We start from the raw sequence: 23,974 nt of genomic DNA on the forward strand, positions 1-23,974 counted from the left end.
TCACTCCAAGCGGCGCGGCGCCCGCCACCAGGCCAGGGCCATGAACAGTGCCGCCATCAAGGCCAGCGCCAGCGCGTTGGGGACGACGACGTCCCAGACGTTGCCGGCCAGAAACACCGTCTGCAAGATCGCGACGAAATAGCGGGCGGCGATCAAATACGTCGCCCACTGGACGACGGTCGGCATACTATCGATGTTAAAGATGAAGCCTGACAACAAAAACGCCGGCAAAAAGGTGATGATGATGGCGATCTGGCCGGCGACAAACTGGTTTTTCGCGGCAATCGAAATCACCAAGCCCATGCCCAAGGCCGCCAGCAGGAACAACGAGCCGCACACCAGCAACACCCACAACGAACCGATCAGCGGCACTTCGAACAGCCACACCGCCATCGCGATCGAAAGCAGCATGCCGCCCATGCCTAGCAAATAATACGGTATCAGTTTGCCGAGCAAAACCTGGCGAACGCTGACCGGCGTGGCGATCAAGGCCTCCATCGTGCCGCGCTCCCATTCCCGCGCCACCACCAGCGCGGTCAGCAAGGCCCCGATCAAGGTCATGATCACCGCGATCAAGCCCGGCACCAAAAAATTCCGGCTGCGCAGCGCACTGTTGTACCAAACCCGATTCCGTAATTGCACCGGCCGTACCGCCCGCAAGCCGCGGCTTTCGGCGCGCGCGTTCAGCCAGCGGTCCCAAACGCCGAGCACGTAACCGCTGACCAGCCGGGCGGTATTGGCATCGACGCCGTCCAGAATCAATTGTATCGGCGCCGGTTCGTTACCGTGCAAGCGCCGGTCGAAGTCGTCCTGCAAGTTGACGATGGCATTGATTTCGCCTGCCTGCAACGCAGCGGCGGCGGCCGGCATATCCGGAAAATAACGACTGCGAAAATACTCGGACTGCTCGAATCCGGCGGTCAGCGCGGCGGTCTCGGCGCTTGGGGCGGCGACTACCAAACCGATCGGCACCCGCTTGGCGTCCAGCGACACGCCGTAGCCGAACAACAGCAGCAAGAACACCGGCATCACGAAGGCGATCGCCAGGCTACTGGGATCGCGCCAGACCTGCAGGAACTCCTTGCGGATCAAACCGATCAGCCGTTGCCGGGTCGCCGTCATGCCGTCCCTCCGCCGCCGGCCGCTTCCACCAAGCGTATAAACGCTTCTTCCATGTTCGAGGCCGCTTCGCTTCCGCCGGCCCGGACGATTTGCGCCGGCGTGCCGGCCGCCAGAATGTCGCCCTCGCGCATGATCAGTAGGCGGTCGCAATATTCCGCCTCTTCCATGAAATGAGTGGTCACCAGCACCGTCACGCCGCCGGCAGCCAGTTGGTTGATACGCGCCCAAAATTCGCGGCGGGCCAACGGATCGATACCGGAAGTCGGCTCGTCGAGAAACAGGATTTCCGGCTCGTGCATCAGCGCGCAAGCCAGCGCCAGGCGTTGCTTGTAGCCCAGCGCCAAATCGCGACTGTCGGTATCGGCAAACTCGGTCAAGCCGAACTCGCCGAGGGCCCAAGCGATGCGTTCCCGGCGCGCGCCGCCCCGCAAGCCATAGGCGTGGCTGAAAAAATCCAGGTTTTGCCGTACCGACAATTGCCCGTACAACGAGAATTTCTGCGACATATAACCCAAACGGCCCCTGGCCTGGGCCGCCGCCCGCCGCAAATCCACGCCGGCCACTTTCAGGCTGCCGTTGCTGGCCGGCAACAAGCCGCACAACATTCGAAACGTGGTGGTCTTACCGGCGCCGTTGGCGCCCAGCAAACCGAAAATTTCGCCGCGTCCGACCTGAAAGGAAAGTTTTTTGACGGCCTGAAAATCGCCGAACCAGCGATCCACCGCCTCGACCTCGATGACCGGCGCGGCGGTTGGGCCGATAACCGCCAGCGGGCAGACGTTCTCGACGACGCCGTGGCCGCCGTCGCGCTCGGTCAATAGCCAAATGAAGGCATCTTCCAAGCGCGCCGGCACCGACCGCGCCGTCACGCAGTCGCTTGCCGTAAACCAGCCGGCCCAGTCCGGCGCGGCACCCGGCGCCATGACCGCCCGGACCGCATCGCCCTGCACTACCGCGTCGATGACGCCATGCTGGCCCACGATGCGTTGACGCAGTTGCCGACTAGACAACACCGCGCTAGTTAGACGATAGCCGCACCCCCGCACCAATTCGTGCAGCGCGGCCGGCGCGCCCTGTCTGAGTATTCCACCATGATCCAGTACGATAACATGTTGGCAGCGCTCGGCTTCGTCCATGTAGGCGGTGCTGAGCAGGACCGTGGTACCGTGGTCGCTGACCAGCGCGTCGATGATATGCCACAGTTCGCGGCGGGACAGCGGATCGACGCCGACCGACGGTTCGTCGAGCAACAGCAAACGCGGCCGGTTCAGCAAGGTGCAAGCCAAACCCAGTTTTTGTTTCATGCCGCCGGACAAGCGTCCGGCCAAGCGGCTTTCGAATTTGCCGAGTCCGGTCATCGCCAGCAATTCGGCAAAGCGCTCGGGTCGGTCGGCCTGGGCGATACCGTGCAGATCGGCATACAGCGTCAGGTTCTCGCGCAGACTCAGATCTTCGTACAAACCGAAACGCTGCGGCATGTAACCGGTGGTGGCGTGCAACAGCGGCCCGGCCGTCGCGGTGTCGTTACCAAAGCTTTCGACGCTGCCGGCTTCCGGCAGCAACAAACCGGCGGCCAGACGCAACAAGGTGGTCTTGCCCGCGCCGTCCGGCCCGACCAGCGCGGTGATGCCGCCGCCGGGCAATTCGAAATCGATCCGGCGCAAGGCCGCCACTTCGCGGCCGCCGGCCCGGAACGATTTATCGACGCCTTGGAACCGCAGCGCCGGGGCGTTCGTCGGCGAGATCACGGCCGCTCGGCGCAGCCCGGCTGTCCGGCCGGCGGAGCGTCGACATCGATCTCGACGCTGACCGGCATACCCAAGCGCAGTTGATCTTGGGCATTGCAGACGTAAACCCGCACTTGGTAGACCAGACTGGTCCGCAACTCGCTAGTCTCGACCGACTTGGGCGTGAATTCGGCGGTCGGCGAGATATATCCGACCCAACCGGCGTAATGCCGGTCGGGAAAACTGTCGCTGACGATGCGGGCCGGCAGGCCGTGGCGCAATTTACCGAGATCGGTCTCGGCCGCGTAAGCTCTGGCCCACAGCGGCTCGGTCAGGGCCAGCGTCAGCACCGGCGTCTGGGCGTTGGCCATGTCGCCGGGTTCGAGAATCCGGTTTTGCACAACGGCGTCGGCCGGCGCGTAGAGATGAGCGTCTTCCCAGGATTTCTTGGCCAACAGCAATTCGGCTTCGTCGACTCGAAGTTGAGCTTGGGCGGCTTGAATGTCCTCGCGGCGCGGGCCGATCGCGGTCAACTGGTATTGTTCCTTCAGGGCTTGCAAGGTCTCGCGGGCACCGTCGTAGGCGGCCTTGGCTTGATCGACCGACTCCACCGAGGTCAATTTGCGTTCCGCCAAATTGCGCATGCGCTCCAATTCCTTCTTGGCCAATACCAATGCCGCTTCGGCGCCCTTGACGTCATTGCCGGCCTTACCGATTTCCTGCGGCCGCGAGCCGTTCAAGGCCTTATCGACCACGTGGCGCTGGACCTCGACTCGGGCTTGCGCCGCATCCCAGGCATACTGGAAACGTTCCAGGGTCTGCACCGCCAACAATTGGCCGCGCTTGACCCTCTCGCCCTCTTGCACCTGAATTTGCGCGACGTGTTCGGAATCATGGAAGCTGAGTTCGACTTGGCGAATATCGATATTGCCGTAAAGCTTGAGCTGGGTGGGCGGCGATTCGGAATGCCGCCAATGAAACCCTGCGGCGGCGATACCGGCCGCCGCGAGAGTGGCGAACGCCGCGATGCGTAGACTGGACATGGTGTCCTTCCCGGTCTGGTTAAATCCGTCCTGGGACGATTAAAGGCGGCCCCTTCCCGATGCCGCCGCCGTCGGCCCCAGCCGACGACGGTCTCAGTATACTGAACGGACTCGCCGCCCGCCAATGACTTACCTCCCCCAACGCACCGGCGCCGAGGGGACCGGCCGAGTTGACTGTACGCTCGGCATCGACCATCCGCCATCCTTGCCAACTTGCACGGTTCGGTTGAGGATATTGACGACGCAGTTTTGATCCAAGCCGTTGGCAATCGCTGGCCTTTGCCCTACCATTCCCAGCAGTAACGCCACGAGTACCGAATGCCACACGCCCAAACCAGTACCGAATTTGTCGAAGCAAGCGCCGCCGGCAAAATCTACGTTTGCTTTTTGTGTCCGCCTAATTTGATTTCGACCATTTATTACAATCGTCATATAAATGCAGATTATATTTGGTGTCGGCACAAACCAAAATCATCGTCGGACTCGGGTAATGTCCGTATCGAATGCAAATGGTCTGACAAAATTACCACCTGATAAGCACCTTGCAAAAGTTCACATCTATTGTGTTTATTACCAATTCATGCGCTCCTAGAGGTGTCAATCGCGCTCGCTGACTTATTGCTAAGCGCTTATCCGTCGTTTTCGGCTATACAAATCAGTTATTTCCGATGCATGCATCGCGGAAACATGGAGGCGAGCGTAACGATGCGAAACTCATTCTATCGACCTTCAAAAGCCCAATGAATATCCGCTATAAAATCCTCCTTAGCTAAAACTTGACCTGTGTCGATTGTCTGATCGAGAATTCTAGCCTTTATTAGCTCATCGTTAACTCTATAGTAGACATATGAATCGTTTACCCAGAGAATTTCACTACCCCCTTGACTAGTAATTATTTTATATTCTTTGCCTGTATTGATATTGTGCAACATTAAAATTCCCGAGAAAAAAACATTAGCGCTATCAAATCGCCAATCGATCGGCGTGCCGGTTTCTGCCATATGTTTTCTTCTTCTATCAGATCCAGGACTTTGTGTTTTCCTAGCTATATCTGCCACATAGCCCACAAGCCACTCATTCAAACCTCGCACCTCTGTTCTCCCTCCCGGAAAACCAATAATCTTCCATTTAGAGGAACGTTTGTTGAAAACATAGTAAGTACTTTTCCCCAGCTCTTCAGCGGTACTTCTTTGCTTATTGTCTCTTGAACTTAATACCAGCATATTATTTGAATTAACATAAGCAATAACATTATCGCTTTGACTAAAAAGAATATTTTCCGGAAGCCTCCAATTGGTAGTCAATTTTTCACGACCCACCCAAATTGACAATTTAGAATCAGAACCAACTTTAATATAAAAAAAATCACCAGAAATAATCCCACCAGGAATGCCACCAGCCTTTATTTCGACTACGTCATTCAACTTATAATCAATCTGGTTGCCATCAACCCCCCATGACATTGTTATATCGGAATTACTCTTACCAAGAAAATAAGTATAAGCCAACTGTTTATTAGGGAACCTCTGAAAAACTGCCGTTTTGAGTAACAGTCATTTCGAAAGCAGCTCAAAAAATTCAATAATCGCCCGTTTTTTCCATCAAAACAGTCGTTATTTGTCGAAAACAAGCCCTTTTCCGGGCCTATTTTCAAATTCCAGACGCAATCAGGCTGCGCCGCTCATACGCATCGCCGCGCAGTACATTGGCAATCGCGGTCAAAAAGGTCAGACGGGCGGCGTTTTTAGCCAAGCCGCGATAGCGGTTCTTGGCATAACCAAACCGAATTTTAATGTCCCGAAAGACGTGTTCGACCTTGGCGCGGCGACTGGCCAGTTCCCGCGCGGCTTGGCGAAGGCGCTGGGCCTGTTCGCTCTCGTCTTTCGCGAGCTTGGTCAGCTTGCCTGGACGCATCGCGATCACGCAGTCTGGCGGGTTGTCGCTGGACATCTCGGGGCGTTTATCCAAACCTTGATAGCCGGCATCGCCGTGGACGAACTGTTCTTCACCGTGTAGCAAAGAGGCGGCTTCTGCTATGTCGCTGACGTTGCCCGAGGTGACTTTGAGGCTATGCACTAAGCCGGTTTCGCTATCGACGCCGATGTGGAATTTGCTGCCGAAAAACCATTGATTGCCTTTCTTGCTGGCATGCATCTCGGGATCGCGCGCTTTGTCTTGGTTTTTGGTCGAGGTCGGCGCGGCAATCAGGCTGGCATCGACGAGGGTGCCGGCTTTTAAAAACAGCCCTCGCTCTCCCAAGGTTTGGTTGATCGCCTGAAAGATCTGCTCGGTGAGCCCGTGTGCTTCCAATAGGTGCCGGAACTGCAAAATCGTACTTTCATCTGGCACGCCTTCCAGGCGGACACCGCAAAAACGTCGCAGCGATTCAATCTCGTAGAGCGCATCTTCCATTCCAGGATCGGAATAGTTGTAGACAATCTGTGCGACATGCACGTGTAGCATGGCATTCAAGGGAAACGGCTTGCGCCCGCGTCCTTTACCAGACGCATAATGCGGCTCGATCACCGCCACCATCAGCGACCACGGCAATAAGCCCTCGAGCTGGTCGAGAAACTTCTCGCGCCGGGTGACTTTGCCTTTGTTAGCGTATTCGGCATCGGCAAAACTGAGTTGTTGGGGCTGGTCCATGGGTGTCGTCTCTACCGCGATTTCGTTGAAATATTATACCGCTTGCTGTTTTGGGGAATTAATCAGAGGTTCCTTAGGCAAATTGACCAAATGAGTTTCTAATACCGAACATGCCGCACACTTGTCAAAAACACCAGTTTTGATACGTTTTTCCTTCATTGGGTCATCCATTTCAAGAATGTTAACTGTATCCGGCTTAACAGGAGGCGAGCCAATTACAATCAATCTTTCATCGTAATAAACTTTCAGAAATTCCGCACCAAGCTGTTTAGATACGACTTCACGGCACAAATTCAGCGCCTGCTCATTGTTATCATACGAATATAATCGCGTTGGAAACGTCCCTTCACTCAAAGGCGTGGGTGTTGAACTAATAAAAAAAATATCCTTATTAATCTCCGTTGCAAATAAATGCTCATCTGTAAACAACAGCGACAACAATATAAATATGTGATTTATCTTCATCTAAATTCCATATGGCACTCAGCAACGGGGATCAGAGAAAAGTTAAATACAATGTTACTCTAGCCCTATTATTCATTATTGGCTATCCGACCAGGATTCCAAAAATTTAAGTGCATCAAGCAATGCATCAACTTGACACTCAGCACTACCAGATAATTTATTTATTAGGTTTGATAACTTCACCCACTGAGAAATAAACGATAGTAGAAACAACTCTTCATGGATAACGCAAAATTTATAACGAAATAGGCAAGCCGCACTTAATCTATCTCTATGCGAATAGAGGAAAGATAAACTCTTTTCTTTTATAGACGAATATGCGGACTCGAAAATAAAATCGCTTGAATACTCCTTTGCCAACTTAAAAGCATTTACCCTAGAATATTTTTCGCTACAAAAAATAGTTTCTTCATTTGCGTATAATACATCCGGCCTAGTAATTACGTATTGCACCATGTTGCCTGCTATTAGAGTTAACTCCTCATTCCCTGGCAATCCGTATATCTCTTGACATGAATACCAAGTTGAGTTTTCCAGGACAGAAACAAATGCATTTTACATCAAGTCAATACGATCTTTTGAGCCACCGTCCAAACAAAATAGTTTATTTAAAATATCCATTAATCCAGCCAAAATAAATTATTAAGGGACGCAGTTTTTTGCTACTGAAGTTGAGCAATGTGCGGCAGCATTTCGTTTGCTAGAAAAGGCCGCAAGGCGTAATCTTAGGGCGTCGAGAGGCGAAACCGTATTGCGCCGCATGTTGACTTTTAATCATTCGGCGCATTACGCTATTGCCAATGCGCCCTACGCGAGCTATAGCCCCTACTCATATTCGGGTTAACTATCCTACATACACCCATCATACCCAGATCAGTTACAGCCGTAGATCGCTAAGACTAATGATTTTATGCAAAGTAAATTTACCTCCTTCAATAACAGCTTTCGAATTATTTTGAACGACAAAAAGACCATTTTCGTTTTTAAATAAAAAAATCTTAGTCGAAAGGTTAAATATCATTCCTTTCTCTACAAAGTCCTTTTCAATTAACTTTCGACCTCTGCCATCTAATATATCAAGCCTCATGCCATTTTCCGGCAATCCATAAACGACAACAATTCGATCATTATAAAAACTTACACCCCCTGCTATATCAGCTACTTTATTGGCTTTTATCGAAAAGACAACGCTCTCCCATTTCTCCTTAAAATTAGAATCGAACAAACTGACAACTCTGTTTAATGAACCAGACTTGAAATTCTCATACGTAATTACAACATCACCAGTTTGATTTAATTCAAAACTCGCATTGCGTCCTTCAATGAATTTGCTTTTAATTAATTCGCCATCCGATGACAACCAACCAAACCAGATTGAATCTTTACCTTGCGAGCTAAAACCTGAACCAAGCAAAACCACTTTTCCGTCTTTTGCAAATAATCCATTATGAACATCAATATTGGACTCATAATAACGCTCCCATTCAATGACTCCGTCCAAGCCTGCTTTCAGCGCCGCACCTTTACCCTCGGAACTTCCAATCAACAAATAGCCTTTATTCAGGACTAACAGCTCCTGAAATACTGGCGCATGAAATAATTTAAACGAATCAAGCCTAATAACAGGAAATCCATCTCGAATAATTAAGTAACCAGAACTTTCTTTAATTAGACAAATAAAACCATGACCATCTTCAATCGCAGACTCTACACTAAAATCCTGATTTTCATTATTTAGATACTTGCCCTTAATCTCACTATAGACTGAGTCTGACTCAATAGCGCCAGAAACATTAACTCTCCATATTTTTTTACCTACCAATTTCGAACTGCTTCTTTCACTTTCATCTAACATAATCCATAATTTCTGTTTATCTGGAGCAAAAAAAACATTACGAACAATATAATCATTCCTCGAATCGAAAAACTCTTTAATATTTGAAACCGTTAAAATTTCAGCATTTACTAACTGTGGAAAAATAATAAAAACTAGAAATCGGAAAAATATTTTCATGACTAATACTTTGATTTGCAACTCAGTAAGTCTTTATCATCATTATCTTTTGGCGAAGGTTTACCACCTATACAACCAGTCGTGTAGGATGGGTAGAGCGGAGCGAAACCCATCACGAGAACATCAAACCCACCGAAACCCAATGTCAAAATCGACATCTGACCAAAACACGTATTTAAGTTAAACAAATGATTTCGGCCTTATCTGATAGATTTCAGCTATAGTCTCTACCCATCTACGGGGTACGGCTTTATCTTAATCCAACCACACCCAATATATTTTCATATTTCTGGCGGAAGTCGTCAGGCGTTCCGCCATGTCGGAGCCAGCTACTTACCCGAAACAGACGAGTACAGTTGAAGCCAACATTCGGCGGCTCATCCCATGGAGTACTCGCCTTACGGGTTACGGGTTAACCATCTGCGGGCCATCGAAATCCATTTTATGGGCTTTGCCCCAAACACATGAACCATCTTTAAAATATGCTAAATAGGGTAAATTTAAATAATCAACAGCAACAACTAAGGACCCATCGTCATAGCGAAACATTTTAATATCCTTATTTATTTTCGGAACACCAATTTCAAACACTAGATCCTCAGCTTTTACAGCGGATTTTTCAGAACTACTTGAGAAATATACAATCATATGCTTTCCATCTTCTTTATACACGATATTACCCAACCATTTATGTGGCACTTTTATTATGGTAGGCATTTGTATAGGAACAATTGGCATATCCATATTTAATCCATCACCGAAAACGAGGCGAACTAATGGAGCTTTAGACTTACTGTCCACAGAGTAGCGGTAACTTAAGCTTGACGCTTTAACCACGCCTATACCAATAATACCACCCGATTCAATGCATTGAGTATCAACATTACTTCTAACAATTTCCTCTTTGGAAGACTCAGCGCTACAAACACGACAAAATCCTGAAAATAACAAACAACATATTAAAACAACATAAAAATAGCGCATTACATTATCTATCCAGAAAATAAATTTTAAAATCCACATAAACCAAAACCACCTTCCATTGTCAACAATATTTATCAACAAAATCTCGGCGTTTTAAGATGTGACTTTTACTTCTATCAAAGACCAAAAGAAACACGGTCATGCACAGGATCAAACCCAGTTAAATTAACTGTTCATGCAATCGCATCAACATTTTGATCGGCAGGCAAAGTCACGCGCGCATCAAAAGCTGTACCACCACTATGATTGGAATTTGCCGCCGGCCTTTGGCTTGCTAACAAACCGTGCAAAGTGAACTATCCGTCCACATCCCGAGGGATATTCGTCAGAGTCGTCGGCGTTTTGCTGTTATCCCAGTAACAAGTGCAACTAGTATCACAACTCTGACATTCCCCACAATTAAGCGTACACCGCCCCCCTCCCGGCTGAGACCCACAATGCCAGCCCGCCTTAATCACTCCCACGCCGTCATTGGATTTAATGATGCTGACCGTCCCTAACCCAATCGCTACGAATTCTTCCAGGTCGTGGTCGTAGGAGTACATTTCCACTTGCGCGCCGGGTTTGTGGCCGTCGACGTTGGGCAGGGTCAACGTGACGTCTTGGTCGCCGACGGTTTTGGCGTTGACGGTGTCGAGTTTGACCAGGTAGATCGGCGCGGACAGCGGGTTGTCGGCACCGGCGATCGTAAGCGATCCATAAACCCCATCTACCCCGCTCACTTCAATCCGTTAATATAGGCCGGATCGACAGCCCAAGGCAGCAGTTTCTCGATGTCTGCAAGCGTCTTAGCTTTGGGCGGTTCCGTAAAAATAGGCTGCAGATGGCGATAAGGCTCCAATCCGTTGAGTTTGGCGGTTTCGATCAGGCTGTAGAGGTTGGTGCTGGCCTTGGCGCCGCCCACGGTATCGGAAAAAATTCAGTTGTTGCGACCAATCACGAAAGGACGAATGGCGCGTTCCGTGGCGTTGTTGTCGATGTCCAGCCGCCCGTCTTCACAGTAGACGGTGAGCGAGGCCCATTGCTTGCCCAAATAAGCCAAGGCTTTGGATCAGGCTGGTCGTGGCGACTTGAGTTAAGGATACATCGGCCCAGACCTTGATCTCGTTTAATAACGGCACAGCCTGTTCCTGGCGGATGCGGTATTTATCCGCCGCTGGCAGATGCTTGATCTGTGTCTCGATACGATAAAGCTTTTGGATGAAGCCTAAGGCTTTACTGGCCTTGCCGGCTTTGGGTTGACCTTTGCCGGTGGCTTTCAGCGCTTCATCGAAGTAGCGCCGGGCATGCGCCCAGCAGCCGGCGTGGCGCAAACCATTTTTGGCTCACACGGCCGCATAGGCGGTGTAACCGTCGGTTTGAACGGTGCCGGAAAAGCCTTGCAGCAGTTGGTCGGCAACGGCTTGGCTGCGACTGGGCGCGTAGTTGAACAGTACCACCGGCTGGCCGGGCGGGCCACCGCGCCTGACCCAGAGGTACGACTGACTTTCGGCCGCGCGGTCGGGCTCTTTGAGGACCTGCAGGGTCGGGGCAGAAAAATGCTCCTGCATTTTCTGCACTTCCCACATCCCTGTGGGTCGTCGTCCATCTGCAGCGCCGGATAATTCAGCAGATGTTCTTCGAACAAATTGATCAAGGGCTGAATCAACCCGCCGCTGCGGATCATCCAGGTCGCCAAGGTGGCGCGGTTCAATTCGACGCCGATCCGGGCAAACTGCTTGCTCTGCCGATTGAGCGGCAAGGCGGCGACATAGGCCAGAGGCCGGGCGAGGCGTTGCTCTTGGGAACCGGCTGAGGCGGTAACGGCGCGGTTTTGACGTATGCCTGACAACAAGGGCAAGCGTACTTCTTGCGAATATGGCGCAACACTTGCGCCTTGGCCGGGATGATGTCCAGTTGTTCGCTGATCTCTTCGCCGATTTCCTTCAGGGCGTGACCTTCGCTACACAGACGTTGGTCTTCGGGCAGGTCGTGGACGATCTCGACGCGGGGCAGTTCGGCAGGTAAGGCTTTGCGGCCGGGTTTGCGAGGTGCCGTTGCAACGGGGGTTTCCACTACCGCGGAATCGGCGTCCTCGTTTTCGGCTTCGCCGCCTTCCTCGGCATAGGCTTCCGCTTCGTTGAACAGATCGGCTTGCTCGGCGCGGTATTTTTCGCTGTTGGCACCCAATCGCTTGTGCAGCAGCAGATTGATCTGCTCTTGCAAAACGGCGCTCTTGCCCAACACCGTGCTGTAATCCGATTTCAACTGCGCAAGTTCCGTGGCAAGATCGACGGCTAAACGGCGTAGTGCATCCATCTCGTCGGGCAGTTTCAGATCGGTTTCCATGGGGGCCTATTATACCGCATGGAAAACCCATAAGCCATTGAAGCGCAATGGAAAAACATCAAATCACCGACTTGAAATCCAGCGTCTTACGCAGCGTCATCCGGTTGATGTCATAGCCCTCCAATAGCCAATTCAACTGCTGCTTCGTCAACGCCAGCGTACCGGAAGCATTCCCCTTGGGCCAACAAAATCGTTCCTGCTCCAAGCGTTTCTGCCACAAGCAAAAGCCGTTGCGCTCCCAATACAACAGGTCACCGCCGTCGCCGAGCGGTTGCGGAACACATACAAGCTCTTCGTAAACGGATTCAAGCCCAACTGCGCCTCCACCAGCACCGCCAGACTGGCCATACCCTTGCGGAAATCCACCGCCTGAGTACAGACATAGACCGACAGGCGCTCATCCGGAGGCCGCATCATGAGGCTTGCCGAGCCGGTGTCTGTAACAGCGCCGCGCCCGTCGCTACATCTGCACCAACCTGGCAACGCAAATCGCCCGGCAAATCGAACGCTAACGTCAGCGGGCCAGACGCAAGCGGTTTTGCTTCAACCAATGCGACTGCTTGAAACAATGGTCGCTGTGGCCAAGCACCTGATGCCGCCCAAGCCGACAAACGCTGACTCATCGCGTAGAACGTGCTAATCGCCAAACCCTGTTGACGCGCGTAAGCCGCCATGCTCAAGCCTGAGTGCTGCTGTTTGAAATGTTCAAGCCATCGTCGCTGCGCGATGGTCAGCGTGGCTTCGGATAAGGGTGACTCTGTCATCGGCAATCTCCTTGTTTGATTGCCTGATCGTTTCGCGGATTTACACTACGGTTTCGATTTGTGGTTATTCAATCGCTTACGTTTATTCCCCAATATCATAAAACCGCTTCTTCAGCAAATCGCCAAGATCGCTGCGCTTGAGCAAGTCCTTGATCCGGGCCGACGCGCCGCCGGTGCCGTAGGGTTGATGGAGATTAGCCAGAGTTTCGGCCAGTTCGCCGGACCAGACTTTTTCCAGCGCGGCTTGGATCGCTTCGGCTTGCGGCGGGCAATGCAATACGCTGGCGGCGCACAGCCGGCCGCGTTGGCGGTCGCCGATGTCGACGGTCGGAATCTTGAAGGCCGGCGCTTCCAGAAGGCCGCTGGACGAGTTGCCGACCACCGCGTCGACGTGGCGCATCGCCGACAAATAGCGTAGCGAACCGAGCGAGACAAAGGCCGCGACCCGCTCCGGCCAGCGCGCCAGATAGTCTTCGATCAACCCGGCGATGACCCGGCCGCCGGCGTCGGCGTTGCTGTAGGTGAAAATGACGCGAACCTCCGGAAACGCGTCCAAGGCTTGCAGCAACTGCTGAAATTGTTCGGCGGCGGTTTCGGCTTCCAAGGTCGCCGGATGGAAAGTCGCCAACAGGTTACGTTCTGCTAATTTGAAGTCGATGGCTTGTTCTAGCCCGGCGCGATCCAACAAGGGCAGCCGAGCGATATTGTCCAAACCCGGCGCGCCGACGTTAAACACCCGCTGCGGCTGTTCGCCGAGTTGAATCACCCGTTGCCGGTAGACTTCGGCGGCGGTGAAATGCAGGTGCGACAGCTTGGTCAAGGCGTGGCGGATCGCGTCGTCAACCGCGCCCTCGCTGAGTTCGCCGCCGTGAATATGAGCGATCGGAATCCGCAGGTTCATCGCGGCCTGCGCGGCGGCGAAAATCTCGAAGCGATCGCCGAGCACGACCACGATGTCCGGGTTCAGCTCGCCGAACGCATCGGCAAAGCCAATCAAGCCCAGACCCATCGCCTTGCTGATGCCGGTTGGCGTGTCCGACGACAGCAACATTTCCACCTTGCGGGCGATGCTAAAACCGTCGGCCTCGATTTGCCGCCAGGTCAAACCGAATTCCGGCGACAGATGCATGCCGGTCGCGACCAATTGCAATGTCAAATCCGGGTCGGTCTGGATTTCGTTGAGCAGCCAATACAGCAAGCCGTATTCGGCCCGCGAGCCGGTGACGACGCAAATTTTACGCGCGGCCATCAGATCGCCACGCTGCTGGGCAGATTGACCAAGCGTTCCGCCAGGCGCCGCGATTGGCTCAAACCGTCGGTTTGGCAATGCCGGTACATCGGCAAGTCGGGCATCAAGGTCCACAACGGCCGGGTCATCACGCCGTGGGCGTTGCTGTATTCCAGAAACGCGTCGCGTTGCGCGGCATCGTCCAGCAACAGCGCGTTGAGCCAGTAATTGGAGCGGGCGCCGGCCGGCTCTTGGACAATCTCGGCGCCGTTGGCGCGCGCCCAATCCAGATAACGCGCGGCCAGCGCCCGCTTGCTTTCGACGAAGGCCGGCAATTGTTCCAGTTGCGCCAGACCCAGCGCGGCATTCAGATTCGGCATCCGATAGTTGTACCCGATTTGATCGTGCTCGAATTTCCAGGCGTGCGCCAGTTTGGCGGTCGTGGTCAGATGCTTGGCCTGCCGGGCCAGATCGTCGTCGTCGGTCAAAATCATGCCGCCGCCGCCGGTGGTGATGATTTTATTGCCGTTAAAGCTAAGCACGCCGAGCCGGCCGAAGGTGCCGCAATGGCGTTCACCGATGCGGCTGCCCAAGGCCTCCGCCGCGTCTTCCACCACGGGAATTCCGTAACCGTCGCAGACCTTCAGCAAACCGGCCATGTCGCAAGGATGGCCGAAGCTATGCATCGGCAGGCAGGCGGCGATGCGCCGGCCGCTGGTTTTGTTGTAAACAACGCCGGCCCGCCGCTCGCAGCCTCGTTCCAGAAACTCGGCCAGCGCGGCCGGCGCCAAGCCCAAGGTCGCGGCTTCGATATCGATGAACACCGGCTCGGCGCCGCAATAGGCGATCGCGTTGCAGGTGGCGACAAAGGTCGCGGCCTGGGTGACCACTTCGTCGCCCGGCCGGACGCCGGCCAACAGCAAGGCTATGTGCAGTGCGGCGGTACCGTTGACGGTGGCGACCGCGTGCCTGGCGCCGCTGAATTCGGCAATCTTACGCTCGAATTCCCCGACAAACGGCCCAACGCTGGACACGAAGGTGCTGTCGATCACGTCGTTCAAATAGCGCTTTTCGTTGCCGCCGAAACGCGGCTCGTGCAGCGGGATGAAGGCGTCGGTTTGGTAAATCTCCCGCACGAAACCGACCAAACTTTCAAACATTGTAAATATCCGTTTTGTACTTGCTCAGGTTTTCGGCGCGACTAAACCAAGCCACGGTCCGGCGCAAGCCTTCCTCCAAACCGACTTGCGGCGCGAAGCCGGTCAAGGCCTTAAGCTTGGCGTTGTCGCACCACAGCCGATTGACTTCCGACTTTTCCGGCCGCAAACGCTGTTCGTCCACTAAAAATTCGACGTCGCTGGCCATGATGGATTTGATTAGCGCCAAGGTATCGCCGACCGAGATTTCGAAATTCGAGCCGATATTGACCGTCTCGCCTATCACCATGTCGGATTCGGCCAGCGCGATAAATCCCCGGCAGGTGTCTTCGACATAATTGAAATCGCGAGTCGGCGAAACGTCGCCCAGCTGGATTTGCTTTTTGCCGGCGGCGATTTGGGTGATGATGGTCGGAATCACCGCCCTGGCCGATTGGCGGGGACCGTAAGTATTGAACGGCCGGGCGATGGTCAGCGGCAGATTGAAGGCGTTGAAAAAGCTCATCGCCATCGCGTCGGCGGCAATCTTGGAAGCGCTGTACGGCGATTGTGGTTGCAAGGGATGTTTTTCGTCGATGGGCACGTATCGCGCGGTGCCGTAAACCTCGCTGGTCGAGGTATGGATCACCCGGCGTACGCCGGCATCGCGGGCGGCCTGGCAGATGTTCAAGGTGCCGCGAATATTGGTATCGACATAGCTGTCCGGTGCCTGGTAGGAATACGGGATCGCGATCAACGCGGCCAAATGAAACACCGTGTCGATGTCCCGGCAAATGGCCCGGCAGAACGCCGGATCGCGCACGTCGCCGCACACCACTTCGATGTCGTTCTTGCACGCCGCGTCGTCGAGCCAGCCCCAACTGTTAAAGGAATTGTACTGGGCCAGCGCCCGCACCTCGCAGCCGCGCGCCGCCAGCATTTCGGTCAAATGCGAGCCGATGAAGCCGTCGGCGCCGGTCACTAGCACTTTGTTCATACCAAACCTTGTTTAATAAACGCCTCGGCGATGGCCCAGTCTTCCTCGGTATCGATGTCCAGGCTTTGCACCGCGTTCATGATTAACGGCCGGGTGTTGGGCGGATAAAAGGATAGCCGTGCCAGCAAATATTCGCTGGGGCATAGATACATCGCCCCGTTCGGGGTTAGCAATGGACGACTTTGTTGCCGGCTGGTCTGAGTCGGTTGCCGACTGTCCAACGGCACCAGATAGCCGTCGTCGGCGCGAAACAGCGTGGTCGGGTCGCGATGGATTTCCTTGCAACCCACGACCGCATCGACATCCGGCTCCGCCATCATCCGCGCGGCTTGCCGAAGCGCATCTGGCGAACGAAACGGCGAAGTCGGTTGCAGCCACATCAGGCGCTCCGGCAAATAGCCGTATTGATCGCGAAACCATCCCAACGCATGTTGCGCGACTTGCAACGCCGACGCGCTATCGGTCGCGCAGGCCGCCGGCCGGATAAACGGCACCGGTAAACCGTATTGCCGGCCAATCTCGGCATACTGCTCGGAATCGGTCGATAGAATACTCAAGCAATCGGGCAAGTCCGCCTCGGCGATGGCCCGAGCGGTCCAGGCCAACAGCGGCTTGTCGCCCAGCCGCCGGATGTTTTTATCCGGCAAACCCTTGGAACCGGCGCGGGCCGGTACGACGATCAGCGTGGCGATCGACATTAGCCCGGCAACCCGCGAACCCGCAAAATTAAAAAAACCGCCATTCAGGCCATCACTTGTTCGTAAAAGCCGGTCAATCGATGAATATTGTTATGCATTTGCAATTCCTCGCGGGCCGCCACGACATTCCGCTTCAGCTCGGCCACATCCAACATCTCGATAATCTCAGGCAAAAACTCGATTTCGCGTTGATTAATAATCACGCCAATCCGGTATTCCTTAACGATACTGCAAACCGCGCTAAAGCGATCGCTTACCAAAACCGGTAATCCGGCTTCCAAATAATTAAACAACTTGGTCGGAATCAAATGTTTGAAATGCAAATCGCCGGTATAAATACCGCCAAAATCGTAAACCATTAAACCGAAATCGTAATGGGCGATTTTTTGATTGATATGTTGCGGCATATCGCCGATAAAAAAATTGAAATTGCGGTGGCGCTTGGCTAACTCGATAAAATCGGGATATAACTTGGCGTACTCCTCCTCGGCGGCGATCAACGGATTATTGTAAATATCCAGATAACATCCCCTGGCGATTAACTTCATCACCAGTCCCAGCAACTGCGAGTCCCCAAATAATTCATGCGGCCTATTCGCTGAAAACGGTGGCACCCCCCCAACAAACACTAGCCTTTTTTCTTGATTAACAATATTCGAGGCGTGGAAGAAATCCTTGACCGGTAAGGCCGGGAACGCCAAATGCTTGTTCCGTAAATGCGGCGAATCGCGCTTGACCAAGGGCTGCCGATATTCGTCGTCGCCATTAAAAATCACGCCATCGGCATGGTGAACAATATAATTCTCGCAGGCCAGTTGCAATTGATGGTTTTCGATGACATTTTCGCCCCAGGCCATTTTCATCGTATCGGGAATTTTCGATACGGTGGCCTCCGGCAGGTAAAACGATTGGCTGTCCATAATCTCGATAATCTGCCGACAATGCTTGGGCTTATACGTATCGATCAACACCGGAATATGATATCGAAACAGCCAGCCCTGAGTATGCAGCAATAGTTTTCTATCGACCGAGTTTAACAGCATTAAAAAACTGATAAAATCGGTATAAATAATATCGTCGAAGAAACCGGCTTGATGTTTAACCATATTTTGGTCGAATACCAATGCCACGGTTTTATAGCCGCAGTCGCGCAATACCTTGCTCAGCCGCAATTGATTGAAATAAACCTTTTTCGCCGCGAAAACGATGACCGAGCCATCGTGACCGGTTGCCTGCTCCAACGCTTCTTCCAATTTCCGGCGGTGCTGTTTAAGCAAGGTCTTATATTGCTGGCCCAGCCGTTCGCCGGAAAATACGTCGTTTACCAATATATCGCCGTCGCCGATCTCGCGCACCACCGGGGTGCCCATGAAGGTATTGGACCGATGGGACGCACTCAACACACCCAGATTCTGATGCAGCGGTTTCAACGCCTGCAATAATGCAATACTGAGTCCGGAAACCCCATCGATTAACCAACGCCGGTTTTTAGGCTCGGATTCTTCCGGCAATAGGCCGTAACACTGTTTGATAACTTGATGATTGATACCCTCTTCTTTTAATAATTCGATAGACGAGCCGCCGAGCACATCCTTAGCCTCTTCGCTAACGACAGTCAATTTCTCGAAAGACGAGAAAAATATCTCTTCAAAAAAATCGCTTCTCATGCCCATTCGTATCCGTTATGCCAGTCGGTGATAAACGGAATGCCCAATTTGGCGGCATATCCGGCTAATTCCGGCGCGGAGCGGTCTAGTTGTTCCTGAATCAGCTCTTTATTCTCCGCGGAAATCGAATCGAAATACCCCTTGGTCAAGCCGGCTCTAAAATGCGAGCCGCCGCCGTCGCTTTCGGCTTTTTTTTGCATCGTCGAAAACGCCGAATCCAGACAAATAGCCTCGATTTGTTGCTCGGTCAACTCCAAGCTTAAAAACTCGGCGCATCGCCGCACGCAAACCGCTTTATCTTCGACCAATTGTTCGAAGGTCAATATTAAAGCTGACCCGGCCGCCGCGAACTCAAGCATTTTTTGCATTTGAAATAATTGCCCGCCGATACCCTGCCAGTTAAAACCATCCGACTGCCTGCGACAAATAATCCTGGAAATGCCTTCATCCTTGCTCAAACTCGCGAAGAAGTCGGACTTATTGGCGCTGCGGCCAATTTCCCAGTCGATATTATCGGCAAAATGATGGTACATCGATAAGGTCATCGCATAGATATTCCTGACCACAAAGATACTGCGCGCACCGTTTTCGATCAGTTCTCGCTGAATTTCCGCTACCGGCACGAAATGCCACGAATAAAAGGCGTCGGTTTTAAATACAATATTCGCCGGATCGCTCGGATCGATACCTTTAACCAGCGCCGGCTCGAACCAGGGTAGCCCGGTCATGCCGGATATAATCTGGCGTATCATCCACGTGCCGCATTTCAACGGCGTCCCAACCACAATAGGCGAATCTGACTTAGTTAAAGTATTCATACCCGCCTATATCACTGTAAAACGCCAGGGTTTGCGGTTCGACAATCCGCTCGAACGCTAATTTTTTCCAGTCCGGCCAAGCCCGATACAGACTATCCGGCTTGGCCGACACCCGCGCCTCGCCGCGAAACGGCCGGTAAACCCAGCGATAAATATAGGCTAATAAGGCGTCGGAAAACTCGACGCGATTCTTGGTTAAATACGCCACAATCTCCGCGAAACGTTGCGGCGATGTCACCAAACTTTCCAAGGCAACCCGGCGGATGCGGGTATCGATATCGACCCGGTGGCGATTTAATTGATACATACCCTGATAGGCCGACCATATTTCGACATCGTCTTTTCGATAAGCTTTAAGCCCCAACGCCTTGAAATAATCGTGTTGGGCTATCGACCATTCGTGTTCTATCGGTCCGAAACTGCCGTCCGGCATGCGCATGTTGCCGGCCCGCCAACTCACGTAAAACTCCAGCCAGACGTAGGGATGGCGAGCCAAAAACAGCAACGGAACTTTATCGATATATTGGTCGATCACCTCGCGAAAATGCCAAGGCCGATACGACCAACAATCCCCGATCGCTTGATAGGTGGTACCCATATCTTCCAAAAATGCCGTGAAGGCGTCCAGCGGCGGACGTTCGGATCGGCTACGCTCGGCTAAATATTTCGGTCGCGAGCCTTCGTGGGCCATCAGCGCGAATATTTCCGGATGTGCGTTTAAAGCCTTGGCAAACCAACTAAACCAATGGTCGCCGGCATATCCCCAAGCTAGCACATAAAACACATGACTGGATTCGTTAATTTGGAACAATGGCGATCCCGGAACTAGGGTAAGGTAAATTGAATATTCATCGAATTACACGGACGAATAGCCTATCGTTTTTAAATCGTTGAAAATAGAATCGACGCGATGCCGCCAGGTGTGATGGTTCAGAATTTCTTGTGCGGCATTATTTCTGATTCGATTCGCCTCCTGTGGATTGTCGCGGTAAAACTCCACCTTATCGGATAAATCGTCGATATCGAACTCGATATAATGCTCACCTGGCGTAAAAAAGGTTTTAATTCCGCCGGGTTTCTCGTCGTATTCCCCTTTTCGAACAAATATCAAACCGGCCGACGCCATACAGTCCACAACTCGAAAATGCATGCCGTTTCCCTCATGGAAATTCATGGACGACTCGTATACCGCTCGCATATCGCCAGGATCATTCAAAAAACGCCGGTAATAATCGCGATAAGCCGGCCAATCGCGCCAATTTTCCGGACCGTAAATGTCCAGCGGCAATTTCAAATCGACCAGCGCATCCAGTAATTCCCGACGATTCACCAGCCGTATCAGCCGGCCGGTCATGTCGTATTCCAAGGTCCGATCCGCCCGCAACTCGACACCGAATAGCGCCAAAGCCAAATCCGAGAGCAAGCGCATATAGTCTTCATGCACTTTCAAACTCGCCCGATTTTCAAGCAAGGCTTGTTCTATATGCGGCAGAAACTCGCCAAACTTTAATGGCGGGCCGGATTGGGAAATGTCCCTCGCCAATTCCTCGTGCCGCCAAGGCCGCGGAATATGTCCAACGAACGCGGCGCGGTTCGCCAGCTCGGTGCCGCTCGGGCAGTAGCTTTGGGGACACGCGCCGGGTCCAAACCAACGATGAAAAGCGCGGTGCGGGTATTTTTCCAGCCACTTGGGGCCGAATAAATAAGTGATCTCGCTACCGTGAAAGTCATTGATCGGCCTGCCGTTAAAATCCACGATCCAACAAATATGGACAATATCGGCCGGCAAGTAAGGCAAATCGCTTCTGGGCCGATTCATATCGAAAATAACGCGCGTACCGCGCTCCTTGATCCAGGCTAGCATTTCCGCCTCGTTCAACGGGCCGCAATGCCAGGATAGGCGAACGTCGCGGCCGGCGAATCCGCCGGCAATTTGGCCGGCCAGATGGCGGTACCAAGCATTGTCACGCGGGAAAAACACCGAAACGCTAATATCCGTCACGACGCCAAGCGCGGATTATAAGGCGTTAAAATCACGAACAATTTTTTCGACCCGATGTCGCCAAGTATGATTCTGTCGGATAAGGTCGATGGTCTCCAGGCGCTGCTTGCCGTGCCGATAATCAAGCGCCAAGGCATGCGCATAAGCCTCATCGAACTGGTGCCACAAAAATTCGACATAATGTCTGGAATTATCGAAGAAACTATGTAAACCGCGCCGCTTGTGCGGGTCCAAACCCAAGCGGTTGTACTTATCGCCGGAGTTTTCATTATACCAGCACAACAATCCGCCGGAGGCCATGCAATCGATGGCCCGAAAATGAAAGCCAACCCCGTCGTGCAAATTAAACCGGCTAATTTGATGCACTCTGTTTAACTCAGTCGGGTCATCGATATAATATCGATAATACCCTTGATACTCCGGCCAGGCCCGCCAGTGTTCCGAACCGTATATGGCCACAGACCGAGTTTTCGACAGTGGAAACGCGATGATCTGTGTGCGATTTTTAACGCGCTTTACCCGTTCCAAAAAATCGTAACGCATATCCAGTGTTAATTCGACATGAAAACCCGAACGTTGAAAAACGATATTATCGATAATATTCAACAAGGACGCATGCGTTTGACCGAAATAGCTGATTTCATTCATACGTCTGTTAAAAATCTCCAGCAACTCGCCGAAAAGCATACCGGTATCGACAGCGCCTTCGCCAATAATCGGTCGATTTAATTCCGCTTGGCTCCATGGTAAAGGAATATGGCCGATAAAACTGAACTCGATAGTCGGCAGATATTCGTCGATCGGCCGATAGGTATCGACGCAGGTGCCTGGCGGTAACCAATCTTGAAACCCGCCGGTCGAGTAATTATCGTCCCATCCGGAATCGAAAAAATAAGTGATATCGCTACCTAAAATCGAGTGCTCATTACGGCCTTGAAAATCCACGATCCATGTGATATGCGGAATTTTTAAATCGTGCAGCACCGGTATTTCGTTCTTGACCCGATTCATTTCGAATATAAACTTCGGCCGATACGACTTTACCCAATCCGACATCTCCTGATTGTCAAGAACTCGGCATAAGCCGCTTACGCTAAACCCGGCTTGCAAAAACGCCTTGGACAAATGCGAGTACAGCCGTCGATAAAAAGCCGTATCCTTGGGCAAGAAAATCGAAATGTTATTCAAAAACCGATTGCCCTATAAAGCGTAACGAGACTAAGCCAAAGCCGATTGAGCCAACCAGAACTCTCGAACTTCGCCGCCTTGATTCGCGTACTCAATAGACTGAATAATCGCGTCCATCGAATAGTGATCCACTGCTCGGCGGCCGAAATGATCGGATATCCTATCGAAGCTCATCACCTCGCAAAACCGGCACAACGCGCAGGTCGAGTTATTTGGCGCCGTCACTTCCCGAACGTAGCCTTTGTACTCTTCGGACAGAATCAATGCGCTCAAGCCTTGTTCAAAGATATTTCCTAAATATTTCTTACCGTAACAGGTTGTCATTGCCCCTGACCAATCGACATAAAACCGGTCCTTATAGCCGGTGCAAGTATCTCGGCGTGATTGGCTGTTGTCCGTATCGAATAACCCGTCATTAAAACTCATGCTATTTTGGTGGGCTTCGATAATCGCTTTAATCTCTTTTACTACCTGATAAGCTCTCAACTTTTCGTAGATTAACAATTCTCCAACCAGTTGATCGTTGGGTTTGCGTAACTCCAGAAAACCGACCCTGAAACTGCGAAATTGATGATCTAACAAATAAGCCGCAAGTTGCGGAAGCTCGTCGAGATTGCAACGCATCGCGACCGCATTCGACGCCAGATAGGGGGTGTCCGATCCCAAACGAAGTTTCGCTTCGTTGATTAAGTCTATGGCTCTGGCGATCTCCGAGAATCCCAAACCCCCGCGGATTTTTTTGACCGTGACATCGGTGACACCATCCAACGAAATCGACAACAAGGTTAAACCGGACCTAACCAAGTTTTCGGCATCACCGGCATTACGAATCAGTTTGGCATTGGTTTGCAGCGATACCGGAATATCTTGCGTCCGTAAATAAGCGATAATTTCGAAAATATCGTGATTGATCAGCGGTTCGCTACCGTCACCAATATGCACCAAGCCAAAGCCATCAAAACCTTGCGTTACGGTTTTCAGCCGATCGGCTGGCATCCACCGGAATTTCTTCAAGTCATCGTGAAACGTACACATCGCGCAACTGATATTACAGCCCAACGACACTTCCAAATGTAGACTGGGTAACGTGCGTATGCCCAGCATTTGCTTGAACTCGGTCCGACTCATTAACATAGCGTATTCC

The 23,974-nt window shown here is 52.3% G+C and carries 21 protein-coding genes and 1 pseudogene; all 22 read right to left on the reverse strand.

Annotation, left to right across the window (positions count from 1 at the left end):
• Entirely contained in the window at nt 1–1,122 is a 1,122-nt protein-coding gene (locus ACQE3E_RS18430; RefSeq protein WP_427500925.1) for an ABC transporter permease, read from the reverse strand.
• Nucleotides 1,119–2,870 carry an ATP-binding cassette domain-containing protein gene (locus ACQE3E_RS18435; protein WP_427500926.1) on the reverse strand — a complete coding sequence of 584 codons (1,752 nt, stop codon included), beginning with the start codon at nt 2,868–2,870 and terminating at the stop codon, nt 1,119–1,121. Before ACQE3E_RS18435 ends, ACQE3E_RS18430 begins: the two co-directional genes overlap by 4 nt.
• A complete protein-coding gene (locus ACQE3E_RS18440; protein ID WP_064026699.1) occupies nt 2,867–3,892 on the reverse strand; it encodes an HlyD family efflux transporter periplasmic adaptor subunit in 1,026 nt (341 codons plus the stop codon). The genes ACQE3E_RS18435 and ACQE3E_RS18440 overlap by 4 nt, the downstream gene beginning before the upstream one ends.
• A 719-nt stretch (nt 3,893–4,611) precedes the next feature.
• Nucleotides 4,612–5,400, reverse strand: a complete 789-nt coding sequence (locus ACQE3E_RS18445; protein WP_427500927.1) for a hypothetical protein — start codon at nt 5,398–5,400, stop codon at nt 4,612–4,614.
• A 142-nt stretch (nt 5,401–5,542) separates the two neighbouring features.
• Entirely contained in the window at nt 5,543–6,541 is a 999-nt protein-coding gene (locus tag ACQE3E_RS18450; RefSeq protein WP_427500928.1) for an IS5 family transposase, read from the reverse strand.
• Between the two features lie 33 nt (nt 6,542–6,574).
• Complete coding sequence (locus ACQE3E_RS18455) at nt 6,575–7,006, reverse strand: hypothetical protein (RefSeq protein WP_313730788.1); 432 nt, start codon at nt 7,004–7,006, stop codon at nt 6,575–6,577.
• Nucleotides 7,007–7,883: 877 nt separating this feature from the next.
• Entirely contained in the window at nt 7,884–9,020 is a 1,137-nt protein-coding gene (locus ACQE3E_RS18460) for a hypothetical protein (RefSeq protein ID WP_313730787.1), read from the reverse strand.
• A 405-nt stretch (nt 9,021–9,425) separates the two neighbouring features.
• Nucleotides 9,426–10,043, reverse strand: a complete 618-nt coding sequence (locus tag ACQE3E_RS18465) for a hypothetical protein (protein WP_313730786.1) — start codon at nt 10,041–10,043, stop codon at nt 9,426–9,428.
• Nucleotides 10,044–10,300: 257 nt separating this feature from the next.
• Complete coding sequence (locus tag ACQE3E_RS18470; protein WP_313730785.1) at nt 10,301–10,726, reverse strand: hypothetical protein; 426 nt, start codon at nt 10,724–10,726, stop codon at nt 10,301–10,303.
• A pseudogene (gene tnpC / locus ACQE3E_RS18475) lies at nt 10,723–12,332 on the reverse strand (IS66 family transposase). Before tnpC ends, ACQE3E_RS18470 begins: the two are co-directional and overlap by 4 nt.
• Nucleotides 12,333–12,390: 58 nt before the next feature.
• Nucleotides 12,391–12,579: an IS66 family insertion sequence element accessory protein TnpB gene (gene tnpB / locus ACQE3E_RS18480; protein WP_427500929.1), complete on the reverse strand. Its 189-nt coding sequence runs from the start codon at nt 12,577–12,579 to the stop codon at nt 12,391–12,393.
• 166 nt (nt 12,580–12,745) lie between these two features.
• Nucleotides 12,746–13,096: an IS66 family insertion sequence element accessory protein TnpA gene (gene tnpA / locus ACQE3E_RS18485; RefSeq protein WP_313730781.1), complete on the reverse strand. Its 351-nt coding sequence runs from the start codon at nt 13,094–13,096 to the stop codon at nt 12,746–12,748.
• Nucleotides 13,097–13,178: 82 nt separating this feature from the next.
• A complete protein-coding gene (neuC, locus tag ACQE3E_RS18490) occupies nt 13,179–14,345 on the reverse strand; it encodes a UDP-N-acetylglucosamine 2-epimerase (protein ID WP_427500930.1) in 1,167 nt (388 codons plus the stop codon).
• Nucleotides 14,345–15,484: a LegC family aminotransferase gene (locus ACQE3E_RS18495; RefSeq protein WP_427500931.1), complete on the reverse strand. Its 1,140-nt coding sequence runs from the start codon at nt 15,482–15,484 to the stop codon at nt 14,345–14,347. Before ACQE3E_RS18495 ends, neuC begins: the two co-directional genes overlap by 1 nt.
• Entirely contained in the window at nt 15,477–16,457 is a 981-nt protein-coding gene (locus ACQE3E_RS18500) for an NAD-dependent 4,6-dehydratase LegB (protein WP_427500932.1), read from the reverse strand. Before ACQE3E_RS18500 ends, ACQE3E_RS18495 begins: the two co-directional genes overlap by 8 nt.
• Nucleotides 16,454–17,155, reverse strand: coding sequence for a cytidylyltransferase domain-containing protein (locus ACQE3E_RS18505; protein WP_427500933.1), 702 nt, complete (start codon nt 17,153–17,155; stop codon nt 16,454–16,456). Before ACQE3E_RS18505 ends, ACQE3E_RS18500 begins: the two co-directional genes overlap by 4 nt.
• Before the next feature lie 44 nt (nt 17,156–17,199).
• Nucleotides 17,200–18,822 (reverse strand): hypothetical protein, encoded by a 1,623-nt coding sequence (locus ACQE3E_RS18510; RefSeq protein ID WP_427500934.1) that lies wholly within the window; start codon nt 18,820–18,822, stop codon nt 17,200–17,202.
• Complete coding sequence (locus ACQE3E_RS18515) at nt 18,819–19,640, reverse strand: sulfotransferase domain-containing protein (RefSeq protein ID WP_427500935.1); 822 nt, start codon at nt 19,638–19,640, stop codon at nt 18,819–18,821. Before ACQE3E_RS18515 ends, ACQE3E_RS18510 begins: the two co-directional genes overlap by 4 nt.
• Nucleotides 19,624–20,451, reverse strand: coding sequence for a hypothetical protein (locus tag ACQE3E_RS18520; RefSeq protein WP_427500936.1), 828 nt, complete (start codon nt 20,449–20,451; stop codon nt 19,624–19,626). Before ACQE3E_RS18520 ends, ACQE3E_RS18515 begins: the two co-directional genes overlap by 17 nt.
• A gap of 45 nt (nt 20,452–20,496) precedes the next feature.
• Nucleotides 20,497–21,642, reverse strand: a complete 1,146-nt coding sequence (locus ACQE3E_RS18525; protein ID WP_064030647.1) for a glycosyltransferase — start codon at nt 21,640–21,642, stop codon at nt 20,497–20,499.
• A gap of 15 nt (nt 21,643–21,657) precedes the next feature.
• Nucleotides 21,658–22,830, reverse strand: coding sequence for a hypothetical protein (locus tag ACQE3E_RS18530; protein ID WP_313730771.1), 1,173 nt, complete (start codon nt 22,828–22,830; stop codon nt 21,658–21,660).
• Between the two features lie 30 nt (nt 22,831–22,860).
• On the reverse strand, nt 22,861–23,958 hold the full coding sequence (locus tag ACQE3E_RS18535) for a radical SAM protein (RefSeq protein WP_313730770.1): 1,098 nt from the start codon (nt 23,956–23,958) through the stop codon (nt 22,861–22,863).
• Between the last annotated feature and the right edge of the window lie 16 nt (nt 23,959–23,974).

It is taken from the genome of Methylomonas sp. MED-D (assembly GCF_050276835.1).
GTDB lineage: Bacteria > Pseudomonadota > Gammaproteobacteria > Methylococcales > Methylomonadaceae > Methylomonas > Methylomonas koyamae_A.

Coding starts and splice junctions, on each gene's coding strand:
- ACQE3E_RS18510 (WP_427500934.1), bottom strand. CDS start 18,822: ATGAGAAGCGATTTTTTTGAAGAGATATTTTTCTCGTCTTTCGAGAAA.
- ACQE3E_RS18465 (WP_313730786.1), bottom strand. CDS start 10,043: ATGTGGATTTTAAAATTTATTTTCTGGATAGATAATGTAATGCGCTAT.
- ACQE3E_RS18515 (WP_427500935.1), bottom strand. CDS start 19,640: ATGAATACTTTAACTAAGTCAGATTCGCCTATTGTGGTTGGGACGCCG.
- ACQE3E_RS18505 (WP_427500933.1), bottom strand. CDS start 17,155: ATGTCGATCGCCACGCTGATCGTCGTACCGGCCCGCGCCGGTTCCAAG.
- tnpA (WP_313730781.1), bottom strand. CDS start 13,096: ATGACAGAGTCACCCTTATCCGAAGCCACGCTGACCATCGCGCAGCGA.
- ACQE3E_RS18440 (WP_064026699.1), bottom strand. CDS start 3,892: ATGTCCAGTCTACGCATCGCGGCGTTCGCCACTCTCGCGGCGGCCGGT.
- ACQE3E_RS18535 (WP_313730770.1), bottom strand. CDS start 23,958: ATGAGTCGGACCGAGTTCAAGCAAATGCTGGGCATACGCACGTTACCC.
- ACQE3E_RS18460 (WP_313730787.1), bottom strand. CDS start 9,020: ATGAAAATATTTTTCCGATTTCTAGTTTTTATTATTTTTCCACAGTTA.
- ACQE3E_RS18495 (WP_427500931.1), bottom strand. CDS start 15,484: ATGTTTGAAAGTTTGGTCGGTTTCGTGCGGGAGATTTACCAAACCGAC.
- ACQE3E_RS18500 (WP_427500932.1), bottom strand. CDS start 16,457: ATGAACAAAGTGCTAGTGACCGGCGCCGACGGCTTCATCGGCTCGCAT.
- ACQE3E_RS18450 (WP_427500928.1), bottom strand. CDS start 6,541: ATGGACCAGCCCCAACAACTCAGTTTTGCCGATGCCGAATACGCTAAC.
- ACQE3E_RS18430 (WP_427500925.1), bottom strand. CDS start 1,122: ATGACGGCGACCCGGCAACGGCTGATCGGTTTGATCCGCAAGGAGTTC.
- neuC (WP_427500930.1), bottom strand. CDS start 14,345: ATGGCCGCGCGTAAAATTTGCGTCGTCACCGGCTCGCGGGCCGAATAC.
- ACQE3E_RS18455 (WP_313730788.1), bottom strand. CDS start 7,006: ATGAAGATAAATCACATATTTATATTGTTGTCGCTGTTGTTTACAGAT.